Origin of the sequence: Vibrio sp. UCD-FRSSP16_30 (assembly GCF_001676025.1) — a bacterium.
Classification (GTDB): Bacteria; Pseudomonadota; Gammaproteobacteria; order Enterobacterales; family Vibrionaceae; genus Vibrio.
In genome coordinates this window covers 26248-38927 of sequence record NZ_LZFW01000079.1, presented here as the reverse complement: position 1 = coordinate 38927, position 12680 = coordinate 26248, and the positions used below count along the sequence as shown (strand labels likewise).

The window sequence follows — 12680 nt, the reverse complement described above, 5'->3', positions numbered from 1 at the left end:
GCGCTTTTTTATTTCCTGTCCTTAATATTGATAATTATGATCGAAATTAAACGCCGTCCCCTTGCTGATATTGCCAATCTTCCTAGTTCTTTATCTGCCTTAATGAGGCGTATTTATGCCTCTCGTGGTATTGAATCAATAACGCAACTTGAGCGAGGCGCTAAAGGCTTACTTGCTCCGCAAAAGTTGTTTGGTATTGATGCCGCTGCTCAGTTACTTTTTTCTGCGATACAAAACAATAAGAGAATTATTGTGGTCGGGGACTTTGATGCTGATGGTGCAACGTCTTGTGCATTGTCGGTATTAGCACTGCGTATGCTAGGTTCAAGTAATGTGGATTATTTAGTGCCGAATCGTTTTGAAGATGGGTACGGATTAAGCCCAGAGGTCGTGCAACAAGCGATAGCAATGGGTGTTGATTTGATTATGACAGTCGACAATGGCGTTTCATCAATCGATGGTGTGCGCTTTGCTAAAGACAATAACATTCAAGTTCTGGTCACCGATCATCACTTACCCGGACATACTCTTCCTAATGCTGACGCTATGGTTAACCCTAATTTAAATGAGTGTGGATTTCCATCAAAAGCGCTTGCCGGCGTTGGTGTTGCTTTTTATCTCATGATTGCCCTTAGAGCTCTAATGCGCAGCAGCAACTGGTTTGGTCAAATGGGCATTGCCGAGCCCAACTTGACTGAGTTGCTTGATTTGGTTGCACTTGGAACCGTGGCCGATGTGGTCGCATTGGATGAAAATAATCGCATCTTGGTTCATCAAGGCTTACAGCGCATTCGTGCGGGCCACGGACGCCCCGGTATACAAGCATTAATTGAAGTTTCTAAACGTGATTCTAGCCGTTTGGTCGCGTCTGATTTTGGTTTTGCTTTAGGTCCTCGAATTAACGCCGCAGGTCGATTGGACGACATGTCTTTTGGTGTTGAACTGCTAATGAGCAATAACATACATGCGGCAAGACGTATGGCTGTTGAACTTGATGCATTAAATATTACCCGAAGAGAAATAGAAGAGGGGATGAAGATTGAGGCGATGGCTTTTTGTGAGCGAATCCAATTTAGCGCCGATCAAGAAATGCCTTACGGGATTACTTTATTCCAGCGTGATTGGCATCAAGGCGTTATCGGTATTCTAGCCTCTCGAATTAAGGATCAATTTCATCGCCCTGTGATTGCTTTTGCTGATGGCGGTGAAGGTCTGATCAAAGGCTCTTGTCGCTCTATCAAGGGAATGCACATGCGTGATGCTCTTGATAAAATTGATGTACAAAATCCAGGTCTAATTTTGAAGTTTGGTGGTCATGCTATGGCTGCTGGTTTAACGATTAAAGAAGTCGACTTTAAACGTTTTAGTGATTTGTTTGATCAAGCGGTACGAGATGAAATTGACGAGCATGCACTGAAAGGGATTGTGTTATCGGATGGCGAATTGACGCCAGAAGAATTCTCAATGCATACCGCTATGGAAATTCGCAATGGTGGCCCGTGGGGACAAGCCTTCCCTGAGCCGATTTTTGATGGTGAATTTAAAGTTCTGCATCAAAAGCTGGTGGGTGAAAAACACCTGAAACTAATGTTAGAGCCTTTACATAAATCTCATGGCACTAACATTATGATTGATGCGATTGCCTTCAATGTGGATCTACGACGTTGGCCAGATCCTGCTACGACTAAAGTTCGCCTAGCTTATCGTCTTGATATTAATGAGTTTAGAGGTAATCAAACTTTACAACTGATGGTCGAATATATCGATGCTGCTTAAGATACAGCTTAATAAGCTTGCTTAGATTGATTGTTTTCAAAATATTTCTGTATCTTGGTCACATTTTTAAGTAAAATTTCGCGGTTATTTTCTATTCAAAATATTGGCCAAAAATGTTTGAAATCAATCCAATCAAAAACCGCCTACAGGATGTGTCTGAACGCACTAATGTCCTGAGGGGGTACCTTTGACTATGACGCTAAGAAAGAGCATCTAGAAGAAGTAAATGCAGAACTTGAACAACCGGATGTATGGAATGAACCAGAGCGCGCTCAAGCGCTTGGTAAAGAACGTGCATCATTAGAAGCCGTAGTTGAAACCATTGATTTACTGGATCAAGGTGTCGAAGACGTAGATGGCTTGCTAGAGTTAGCGGTTGAAGAAGAAGACCAAGAAACGTTTGATGAAATCGAGCCTGAGCTTGTTGAGCTTGAAGCTAAACTTGCCAAGCTAGAGTTTCGTCGTATGTTTTCTGGCGATCATGACGCATCAGATTGCTATATTGATTTGCAATCAGGCTCTGGTGGCACTGAAGCTCAAGATTGGACCTCAATGATGCTGCGCATGTATTTGCGCTGGGCAGAAGCGAAAGGCTTTAAAGTTGAAGTCATTGAAGTTTCCGATGGTGATGTTGCTGGCCTCAAAGGCGCAACGGTACGTGTTTCTGGTGAATATGCTTATGGCTGGCTTCGCACAGAAACCGGTGTACACCGTTTAGTGCGTAAATCACCATTTGATTCCAGTGGTCGTCGCCATACTTCATTTGCGTCTGCATTTATCTATCCAGAGATTGATGACAACATTCAGATCGATATTAATCCATCGGATCTTCGCATCGATGTATACCGCGCTTCCGGTGCGGGTGGTCAGCACGTAAACACCACTGAATCTGCGGTTCGTATTACTCACGTACCAACTAATATCGTGGTTCAGTGTCAGAATGACCGTTCTCAGCATAAGAATAAAGACCAAGCAATGAAACAGCTTCGCGCTAAATTGTTTGAGTTTGAATTGCAGAAGCAAAATGCAGAGAAACAAGCAAACGAAGACGCTAAATCTGACATCGGTTGGGGCAGTCAAATCCGCTCTTACGTACTGGATGATTCTCGTATCAAGGATCTTCGTACCGGTGTCGAAAACCGAAATACACAAGCCGTTTTAGACGGTAATTTAGACAAATTTATCGAAGCTAGCCTGAAATCAGGGCTGTAATAAGGGTGTAATATGACTGACCAAGTTCAAATTGATGAAAACAAACTGATTGCAGAGCGCCGTGCGAAATTGGATTCAATCCGCAAGGAATGCAAGGCAAACGGTCACCCTAACGACTTTCGTCGTGACAGCCTAGCGGGTGATCTTCAAGCTCAGTTTGGTGAAAAATCAAAAGAAGAGCTAGAAGAGCTTAACCATGTGGTCGCTATTGCTGGCCGTATCATGGCAAAACGTGGTCCATTCTTGGTGATCCAAGAAACTTCAGGCCGCATTCAAGGTTATGCAGCTAAAGAAGTTCAAAAGACTCTTAAAGCGAAATACCAAGGTTTAGATATCGGCGATATCGTTGGTATCAAAGGTGCTTTACATAAATCAGGTAAAGGTGACCTTTACGTGAACATGGAAGAGTACGAATTGCTAACTAAAGCACTTCGTCCATTGCCTGAGAAGTTTCACGGCCTAACAGACCAAGAAATGCGTTACCGTCAGCGTTACGTTGATCTAATTGTGAATGAAGATTCACGTTCAGCGTTCATCATTCGCTCTAAGCTAGTGTCTGCTATCCGTAACTTCATGAGTGGCAAAGGTTACTTAGAAGTTGAAACGCCAATGATGCACGTGATTCCTGGCGGCGCAACAGCGCGTCCTTTCATCACGCACCATAATGCACTAGATATCGACATGTACTTGCGTGTTGCTCCTGAGCTTTACCTTAAACGTTTAGTTGTGGGTGGTTTTGATCGCGTATTTGAAATTAACCGTAACTTCCGTAACGAAGGTTTGTCACCTCGTCACAACCCAGAATTCACTATGATGGAATTCTACCAAGCTTACTCTGACTACAAAGATCTAATGGATCTGACTGAAGAGATGCTAAGTACGGTAGCGGTTGATGTGCTAGGTTCTACTTCAATGCCTTACGGTGAAGAAGTGGTTGAATTTGGTGGCACTTACGCTCGCATAAGCATGTTTGATGCTATCAAGAAATACAACCCTGATCATGCTGAAATTCAAGCAATGACAGAAGATGAGATTCAAGATCGTGACAAGATGGTTGCGATTGCAAAATCTGTGCATGTTGACGTAGAAAGCTTCTGGACTTGTGGTCAGCTTCTTGAAGAGATCTTCGGTGAAACAGCTGAACCTCAGCTTATTCAACCAACCTTCATTACTGGCTACCCAGCAGATATTTCTCCGTTGGCTCGTCGTAGCGACAGCAACCCATTCTTTACTGACCGTTTTGAGTTCTTTATCGGTGGTCGTGAAGTGGCTAACGGTTTCTCTGAGCTTAATGATGCAGAAGATCAAGATGCACGCTTTAAAGCGCAGGTTGATGCGAAAGATGCAGGTGATGATGAAGCAATGTACTACGATGCAGACTACATTACTGCTCTAGAGCACGGCTTGCCGCCAACAGCCGGTCAAGGTATTGGTATTGACCGTTTAGCGATGTTGTTTACCAACACACACACTATCCGCGACGTGATCCTATTCCCTGCGATGCGTCCTCAGCAGTAGTTTCTGAGTCATCTTTGCTAGGTTAGCTATTCTATTAGCTACTTGGTAAAAATGACGAAAACTAAAGTAATGAAAAAGCCACATCAAAATATGATGTGGCTTTTTTTATGTGCCCGCTTCTATCGGTTCAACTTCTTCTTGTAGCTCAAGTAAATTGATCGCAATAGTCACAAAGTCACTGTCGGTGATAATGCCGACGAGCTTTTCATTTTCGACAACGGGTAAACAACCTACCTTGCGTTTTTGAATCATGAGCGCACTTTCTCTTAAACCCGCATGTGGGCTCACGGCAATGACATTTTTGCTCATCGCTTGATTGAGTGGTGTATCTAGAGTGTAAGTACCAGAGTCTGGATTAATTTGCAGGTTTGAGTCTTGGGCTGCCAAGATATCTCGATGTGTGACTAAGCCAAGTAATTTATCATCCACATCAACAACAGGAACATGCCTAACTTCATGTTCAGCCATTAGTTTTTTGGCATCGGCAAGAGTATTGGAACGCAACAGAGTATAGGGGTTGCGAGTCATCAACTCGACTATTTTTATCATAGTAATCTCCTAGTAAGTCCCGAACTAATTGATCTACTTTAACTATAGTAATCAGCCGGGATTTTTACTTTGATTTACCCCTAATATTTTGCCGAATAGGCAAGATAATTCTATGAGATAAGATGACTTAATATTGAGATAAATAAAATTAAGATTGTTCTTATGTCACCGTTACTTTATGAACTTCCTTATATCCCCTTGATCTTGTCTGATGGCAATCTATACTAGCGCCCTGCAAAATATTTAGCCTAGGATCACTATCGCATGCAAGTTTCAGATTTTCATTTTGACCTACCAGATGAATTGATCGCACGTTATCCAATGCCGGATCGTACGTCCAGTCGCTTGTTACAACTTACTGGTAGCACCGGTGCACTGCAAGATAAGACGTTTACCGATATCTTGGATCTCGTGAATGATGGTGATCTATTAGTCTTTAATAATACCCGAGTGATTCCTGCGCGCGTATTTGGCCGTAAAGCCAGTGGCGGAAAGATTGAAGTATTAGTTGAACGAATGGTGGATGAGCATACGATCTTAGCTCATGTACGCGCATCTAAATCACCAAAGCCTGGCACACAACTGTTTCTTGGCGATAGCGATCAATATGCAGCTGAAATGGTTGCAAGGCATGATGCTTTATTTGAGATTCGCTTCACGTCTGACAAGGCTGTTCTACAAATATTAGAAGAAGTAGGGCACATGCCTTTACCTCCTTATATTGATCGCCCTGATGATGATTCCGATCAGGAGCGTTATCAAACGGTTTATAACGAGAAACCAGGCGCGGTTGCAGCCCCTACTGCGGGCTTACATTTTGATGATGAAATTCTAGAAAAAATTAAAGCCAAAGGCGCAAAGCTCGCTTTTGTCACTCTTCATGTGGGCGCTGGTACATTCCAACCGGTTAGAGTGGATAACATTCTTGAGCATCATATGCATGCCGAGTATGTCGAGGTGACTCAAGACGTTGTCGATGCGATCAATGAAACTAAAGCCGCAGGTGGCCGTATTATTGCTGTCGGCACCACATCGGTTCGCTCATTAGAGAGCGCTGCGCAAGATGCTGTGAAAAATGGCACTGAGCTAAAACCATTTTTTGGTGATACGGATATCTTTATTTATCCGGGTTATCAATTCCAACTGATTGATTGCTTACTGACTAACTTCCATCTACCAGAGTCAACACTGATTATGTTAGTCAGTGCATTGGCAGGATATGATCATGTTATGGAAGCGTATCAACATGCTGTTAAGAATCAGTATCGATTCTTTAGTTATGGTGATGCGATGTTTGTGACTCGTGAAGGATTATAAGTAAAAAAGTAAAGTTAGATACCATCCTCATTTGATGAGGAGGGTTCGATACAATTCATTTTATGAGTGTTTGCATCGTGTAAGGATATTCATTTCTTTCATTTATATGCGCACTCTTCTTTAGGGCAAATCAAGAGTTAGATTATTGTCCTAAACTAACGGTCAGATTGTTTCTCTGGCGCATTGGAGTAATTCGTGAAATTTGAACTTAAGAAAACAGACGGCACAGCTCGTCGTGGTCAATTGCAGTTTGAGCGAGGTTCAGTTCAAACCCCTGCATTTATGCCTGTTGGTACTTACGGTACTGTAAAAGGTATGACACCTGAAGAAGTAACAGAAACGGGCGCTGAAATATTGCTAGGTAACACTTTTCACCTATGGCTAAGACCGGGTCAAGAAGTGATGAAGCTACATGGTGATTTGCATGACTTTATGAACTGGCAGGGTCCTATTCTGACCGATTCAGGCGGCTTTCAAGTTTTCAGCCTAGGCGATCTACGTAAGATCACTGAACAAGGTGTTCATTTCCGTAACCCAGTTAACGGTGACAAAATCTTTATGGATGCAGAGAAGTCCATGGAGATTCAAAAAGATCTTGGCTCTGATATTGTCATGATTTTTGACGAATGTACGCCTTACCCTGCAACACATGATGAAGCACAAAAGTCGATGGAAATGTCTTTACGTTGGGCTCAACGTTCACGAGATCATTTCGACAAGCTTGAAAATACCAACTCTCTATTTGGTATCGTTCAAGGTGGTGTTTATGAAGACTTACGTGATGTTTCTGTAGAAGGTCTTACAAACATCGGTTTTGATGGCTACGCAGTTGGCGGTTTAGCCGTTGGTGAGCCTAAAGAAGATATGCACCGTATTCTTGAGCATACTTGCCCACAATTACCACAAGATAAGCCTCGCTATCTTATGGGTGTAGGCAAGCCAGAAGATCTTGTTGAAGGTGTTCGTCGTGGTATTGATATGTTTGATTGCGTGATGCCAACTCGAAATGCACGTAATGGACACCTATTTGTGACCGGCGGTGTGATCAAGATCCGAAACGCAAAACATAAAACAGATACAACACCTCTAGATCCTGAGTGTGACTGTTACACTTGCCGCAACTATTCTAAATCATATTTGCATCATCTAGATCGTTGTAATGAGATCTTAGGCTCTCGCCTAAATACCATTCATAATCTTCGTTACTATCAACGCCTAATGGAAAGCATCCGTAAAGCGATTGACGAAGACCGATTTGACGCTTTTGTAGAAGAGTTTTATGCACGTCGCGATAGAGATGTGCCGCCGATGTTAAAAGCAGAAGCATAATAAACCGTCAGAAAAGGTGATGTAGTCATACAAATAATTACATCTACCTAGGTGGTTTTATCGCTTAGCCCTTGAAAAAGGGACGATGAAACCACATTTAGTCTTATAACTTTAATTACGATTATTTTAAAAAGGGGATTTTTAATGAGTCTATTCATTTCTCAAGCTCACGCGGCGACAGAAGGTTCAGCACAAGGTGGTGGTTTTGAAATGCTGATCATGCTTGGCATGTTTGCAGTTATTTTCTACTTCATGATTTACCGTCCACAAGCTAAGCGCGCTAAAGAACATAAAAACCTTCTTGCTTCTATGAGCAAAGGTGATGAAGTTCTAACAAGCGGTGGCCTAGTTGGTAAGATTTCTTCTGTTTCTGAAGAGAATGATTTCCTTGCTATCGAGTTAAACCCAAACAATGAAGTTGTTATTAAGAAAGACTTCGTAACTGCAGTGTTACCAAAAGGTACGCTGAAGTCTCTTTAAAAACAGCTAGAGGATCCTCGCTGTGTTAAACCGTTATCCGTTATGGAAGTACTTGATGGTCTTATTGGCCATCTTAGTTGCGGCATTATATGCCCTTCCGAATCTTTACGGTGAAGATCCAGCCATACAAGTCACAGGAGCACGTGGTGCTTCTGTTGATATGGCTACTATGGATTCTATCACCCAAGCTCTTGATGAACAGAGCCTATCTCATAAGTCTATTGTGCTAGAAAATGGCTCAATTTTAGTCCGATTTAATGACACCGATACGCAAATTAGTGCGCGTGATGTTGTTAGTGAAGCACTCGGTTCAGACCTTATCGTAGCACTTAACCTTGCGCCTTCAACGCCAACTTGGCTAGAAAGCATTGGCGCTGAGCCGATGAAGCTAGGTCTTGATTTACGTGGTGGTGTGCACTTCCTAATGGAAGTGGATATGGACGCTGCGATGGACAAGCTTATCTCACAACAGGAAGAAGCCTTCCGTAGTGAATTACGTGAGCAGAAAATTCGTTACCGTGGCATTCGTGCAGGTAAAGACTCTGTTGAAATCACCTTACGTAATGCAGAGCAATTAGCTCAAGCAGAAAGCACTCTCAAATCCAAACACCCTGACATGTTGTTTGCTGATTCAGACAGCAATGGTCGATTTTTGCTAACAGCCACATTTACTGAGGCTCGTCTTACTGAAATTCGTAACTATGCCGTAGAGCAAAACATTACTATTTTGCGTAATCGTGTCAACGAACTAGGTGTAGCTGAACCATTGGTTCAACGTCAAGGTACTAGTCGTATCGTTGTGGAATTACCTGGTGTTCAGGATACCGCTCGTGCGAAAGAAATCTTGGGTGCGACAGCGACATTAGAATTCCGTGAAGTGGACATGCAAGCTGACTTAGCGGCTGCTGCAAATGGTCGAGTACCTGCTGGTAGTGAAGTTAAGTTCGACCGTGATGGTCGCCCTGCGGTACTGAAAAAACGTGTCATTCTTGGCGGTTCAAGCATTACTGATGCAAGTTCAAGTGCCGATGAATATGGCCGACCTCAGGTAAACATTTCGCTAGATAGCGAAGGTGGCAGCAAAATGGCCGCTTTCTCTCGTCAAAATATCGGCCAGTTGATGGCAACGGTATTTGCGGAATACAAGGACAGCGGTAAACGCACTCCTGAAGGTAAAGTCATACTTAACAAGCATGAAGAAGTGATCAACCAGGCGACGATTCAGTCTGCTTTAGGTCGTAGCTTCCGTATTACTGGTATTGATTCAGCGGCTGAAGCTCATAACCTTGCTTTACTACTTCGTGCTGGTGCATTGATTGCGCCGATTTCGATTGTAGAAGAGCGCACCATTGGTCCATCTATGGGTCAACAGAATATCGAAATGGGTATTCAGGCGTGTATTTGGGGTATGGTTGCGGTAATGCTATTTACGCTTGTTTACTATCGTAAATTTGGTTTTATTGCCAACATGGCGCTAATGGCTAACCTAGTGTTGATTATCGGTATTATGTCGATGATTCCAGGTGCCACGATGACCTTACCGGGTATTGCCGGTATTGTATTGACGGTCGGTATGGCGGTGGATGCTAACGTATTGATATTTGAGCGGATACGTGAAGAGCTTAGAGAAGGGCGTAGTCCTCAACAAGCGATTCACCAAGGCTATGCCAATGCATTTAGTACTATTGCCGATGCAAACATCACAACATTACTTACAGCGATCATTCTCTTTGCTGTTGGTACTGGTGCGATTAAAGGCTTTGCTGTCACTCTGTCTATCGGTATTTTAACCTCAATGTTTACTGCGATTATTGGTACACGTTGTGTGGTTAACTTGCTGTACGGCGGTAAACGCATCAACAAACTGTCGATCTAGAAGGTATTTCCATGTTTCAACTAATGAGAACTGAAAAAACGATCGACTTTATGCGCTGGTCAAAAGGCGCGGTTGTTTTTTCTTTACTAATGATTGCCGCTTCGGTCTATACCATTTCAACTAACTGGTTGAACTGGGGCCTTGATTTTACCGGTGGTACTCTAATTGAAGTCGGTTTTGAAAATCCTGCTAAATTAGACGAAATTCGTACGGCTTTAGATCAGAGAGGCTTTGGCGATGCAACGGTGCAGAACTTTGGTTCTGCGCGTGATGTCATTGTACGTTTACGACCTCATGAAGACTTACAAGGCGAGAAGCTAGGCGCTCAGATTATTCAAGCCCTAGAAGAAGGCACTGGCGAATCTGTTGAGATGCGTCGTGTTGAGTTTGTTGGTCCTAACGTGGGTGATGAGCTTGCTGAAGCTGGTGGTCTTGCGATCATAGTTTCTCTAATCTGTATTTTATTGTACGTATCCATGCGTTTTGAATGGCGTCTAGCGGCCGGTGCTGTACTGGCACTTGCGCACGATGTCATCATTACCATTGGTATCTTCTCTATCCTACAAATAGAAGTTGACCTAACAATTGTTGCGGCACTTCTTACCGTTGTTGGTTACTCCCTCAACGATACGATCGTAGTATTTGACCGTATTAGAGAGAACTTCCGACGCGTACGTAAGGGTGGCTCTGTAGAGATTATTAATGGCGCGATTACTCAAACATTGAGTCGTACATTGATTACCTCTGGTACAACATTGTTCGTGGTTATTGCTTTGTTCACTAAAGGTGGCGCAAACATTCATGGTTTTGCTATGGCATTACTATTGGGTATTACTGTTGGTACATACTCTTCAATTTATGTTGCGTCGAATTTAGCATTGAAACTTGGTGTCTCTCGTGAGCACCTAATGCCACCAAAAGTTGAGAAGGAAGGCGCAGAATTTGACGAAATGCCTTAAGCCTTTGTCTTATATCTAGTAGTCTTTTGAAACGGTCAACGATGTGTTGGCCGTTTTTTTTCGGTTTGAATCGGTAAAGGAGATACCATGTCTGTCATTAAAAAAGAGAGTGCGGTGACAATGCACTTTGCAATAAAGCTTGAAGACGGCTCTATTGCCGATAGCACTTATCAAATGGGTAAACCTGCCAAACTGGTTATTGGTGATGGCAGTTTGAGTGACAACTTTGAAGCTTGTTTGCTTGGATTAAAGTCCGGAGATAAAAACAGTGTTGTTCTAAAAGCCATTGATGCATTTGGTTTACCAAACCCTGACAGCATTCACTATATGGATCGTGCTAAATTTGTCGGTGAAGCAAATGTAGAGGTTGGAACTATCATGGCATTTAATGGCCCTGATGGTATGGAAATACCCGGTATCATCACTGAGATAGCCGGAGATTCTGTAACGGTTGATTTTAATCATCCATTAGCGGGACGTGACGTAACCTTTGATGTTGAAATTATTGCTATCGATTAACTAAGTACAATCACTAAATATAGCGATTAGATATAACGACTTAGCCCAACAATTTTACCTCAGTAGAAGTACCCACTTATAATTCGTGGGTATTACGACCTTGAGGTTACCTTCATAATATCGGTACAATGAGCGCAAATTGAGGTTGCTTATTGATTGAGTAACAAGGCCTTCATTAATGAAAGATAAGACAATGGAAATTTTATTAGCTAACCCACGTGGTTTTTGTGCCGGTGTTGATCGAGCCATCAGCATTGTTGAGCGAGCGCTTGAGATGTATCAGCCACCTATTTATGTCCGACATGAAGTGGTGCATAACCGCTTTGTTGTGGAAGGACTAAAAGCACGAGGTGCTATTTTTGTCGAAGAGCTTAGTGAAGTGCCTGACGATAATATTGTGATTTTCTCCGCCCACGGCGTATCACAAGCGGTGCGTAATGAAGCCAAATCACGAGATTTAACCGTATTTGACGCAACTTGTCCTCTGGTCACTAAAGTACATATGGAAGTGGCTCGTGCCAGTCGAAAACACACTGAAGTTGTGTTGATTGGTCATGCTGGTCATCCCGAAGTCGAAGGGACTATGGGGCAGTATGCCAGTCAAAAAGGCGGCATGTACCTAGTTGAAAAGCCAGATGATGTGGATAGATTGCAGGTAAACGATGCTTCTAATTTGCATTATGTCAGTCAGACTACTTTGTCGGTTGATGAAACTGCGGATGTGATTGAGCGTTTACGTCAAGTATTCCCTGAGATCCAAGGTCCTCGCAAAGATGATATTTGCTATGCCACGCAAAACCGTCAAGATGCGGTGCGCACTATGGCAAGTGAGGTTGATGTGATGATTGTGGTGGGTTCTAAAAACTCGTCAAACTCAACTCGATTAAAAGAATTAGCAGAGAAATTGGGTACTCCGGCTTATTTAACCGATTGTCCTGAAGATCTTAATGCAGACTGGTTTAAGAATAAAAATAAGCTTGGTATGACCGCTGGAGCATCTGCCCCTGAAGATTTGGTCAATGCAATCTTAGAAAGAATCAAGACGTTATCTGATTGCAATGAAGTCACTGAGATTACCGGTAGAGAAGAGAATATGTTCTTTGAAGTGCCAAAAGAGTTACAGGTTAAATTACTTTAATCTTTTT

The 12680-nt window shown here is 42.8% G+C and carries 11 protein-coding genes; 10 read left to right on the top strand and 1 reads right to left on the bottom strand.

All coding sequences use genetic code 11. From position 1 onward, the window contains the following. Positions 1 to 36: 36 nt before the first annotated feature. The 3 genes from recJ (at position 37) to lysS (ending at position 4506) form a co-directional block, all read left to right on the top strand. Positions 37 to 1776: a single-stranded-DNA-specific exonuclease RecJ gene (gene recJ / locus A9260_RS15325; protein ID WP_068700488.1), complete on the top strand. Its 1740-nt coding sequence runs from the start codon at positions 37 to 39 to the stop codon at positions 1774 to 1776. Between the two features lie 113 nt (positions 1777 to 1889). Then, a protein-coding gene (gene prfB, locus A9260_RS15320) for a peptide chain release factor 2 (protein ID WP_156684073.1) occupies positions 1890 to 2988 on the top strand; the annotation gives its coding sequence in 2 pieces (ribosomal slippage) (positions 1890 to 1964 and positions 1966 to 2988; 1098 coding nt in all). A gap of 12 nt (positions 2989 to 3000) precedes the next feature. After that, complete coding sequence (gene lysS, locus A9260_RS15315; RefSeq protein ID WP_068700484.1) at positions 3001 to 4506, top strand: lysine--tRNA ligase; 1506 nt, start codon at positions 3001 to 3003, stop codon at positions 4504 to 4506. 105 nt (positions 4507 to 4611) lie between these two features. Here the strand turns inward: lysS and A9260_RS15310 are convergent, their stop codons facing one another. Beyond that, a complete protein-coding gene (locus tag A9260_RS15310) occupies positions 4612 to 5055 on the bottom strand; it encodes a CBS domain-containing protein (protein ID WP_068700482.1) in 444 nt (147 codons plus the stop codon). A gap of 264 nt (positions 5056 to 5319) precedes the next feature. Between A9260_RS15310 and queA the strand changes: the two genes are divergently transcribed. The 7 genes from queA to ispH all read left to right on the top strand — a co-directional run bounded on the left by queA (position 5320) and on the right by ispH (position 12673). Further along, positions 5320 to 6372, top strand: coding sequence for a tRNA preQ1(34) S-adenosylmethionine ribosyltransferase-isomerase QueA (gene queA, locus A9260_RS15305; protein ID WP_068700480.1), 1053 nt, complete (start codon positions 5320 to 5322; stop codon positions 6370 to 6372). 195 nt (positions 6373 to 6567) lie between these two features. Further along, a complete protein-coding gene (gene tgt, locus A9260_RS15300) occupies positions 6568 to 7701 on the top strand; it encodes a tRNA guanosine(34) transglycosylase Tgt (protein WP_068700477.1) in 1134 nt (377 codons plus the stop codon). Positions 7702 to 7845: 144 nt separating this feature from the next. Further along, a complete protein-coding gene (gene yajC / locus A9260_RS15295; protein ID WP_068700475.1) occupies positions 7846 to 8181 on the top strand; it encodes a preprotein translocase subunit YajC in 336 nt (111 codons plus the stop codon). 22 nt (positions 8182 to 8203) lie between these two features. Then, positions 8204 to 10057, top strand: coding sequence for a protein translocase subunit SecD (secD, locus tag A9260_RS15290; RefSeq protein WP_082957162.1), 1854 nt, complete (start codon positions 8204 to 8206; stop codon positions 10055 to 10057). 11 nt (positions 10058 to 10068) lie between these two features. Next, positions 10069 to 11016, top strand: coding sequence for a protein translocase subunit SecF (gene secF / locus A9260_RS15285; protein WP_068700471.1), 948 nt, complete (start codon positions 10069 to 10071; stop codon positions 11014 to 11016). Positions 11017 to 11103: 87 nt separating this feature from the next. Continuing rightward, the gene (fkpB, locus tag A9260_RS15280) at positions 11104 to 11535 is read left to right on the top strand and encodes an FKBP-type peptidyl-prolyl cis-trans isomerase (protein ID WP_068700469.1); all 432 of its coding nucleotides are present in this window, start codon (positions 11104 to 11106) and stop codon (positions 11533 to 11535) included. A 193-nt stretch (positions 11536 to 11728) separates the two neighbouring features. Next, positions 11729 to 12673, top strand: a complete 945-nt coding sequence (gene ispH / locus A9260_RS15275; protein WP_068700467.1) for a 4-hydroxy-3-methylbut-2-enyl diphosphate reductase — start codon at positions 11729 to 11731, stop codon at positions 12671 to 12673. The last annotated feature ends 7 nt before the right edge of the window (positions 12674 to 12680 follow it).

What these genes read in the sequence shown, in the direction of transcription:
- lysS (WP_068700484.1), top strand. Translation starts at nt 3,001, where the DNA reads ATGACTGACCAAGTTCAAATTGATGAAAACAAACTGATTGCAGAGCGC.
- recJ (WP_068700488.1), top strand. Translation starts at nt 37, where the DNA reads ATGATCGAAATTAAACGCCGTCCCCTTGCTGATATTGCCAATCTTCCT.
- ispH (WP_068700467.1), top strand. Translation starts at nt 11,729, where the DNA reads ATGGAAATTTTATTAGCTAACCCACGTGGTTTTTGTGCCGGTGTTGAT.
- A9260_RS15310 (WP_068700482.1), bottom strand. Translation starts at nt 5,055, where the DNA reads ATGATAAAAATAGTCGAGTTGATGACTCGCAACCCCTATACTCTGTTG.
- fkpB (WP_068700469.1), top strand. Translation starts at nt 11,104, where the DNA reads ATGTCTGTCATTAAAAAAGAGAGTGCGGTGACAATGCACTTTGCAATA.
- yajC (WP_068700475.1), top strand. Translation starts at nt 7,846, where the DNA reads ATGAGTCTATTCATTTCTCAAGCTCACGCGGCGACAGAAGGTTCAGCA.
- queA (WP_068700480.1), top strand. Translation starts at nt 5,320, where the DNA reads ATGCAAGTTTCAGATTTTCATTTTGACCTACCAGATGAATTGATCGCA.
- secF (WP_068700471.1), top strand. Translation starts at nt 10,069, where the DNA reads ATGTTTCAACTAATGAGAACTGAAAAAACGATCGACTTTATGCGCTGG.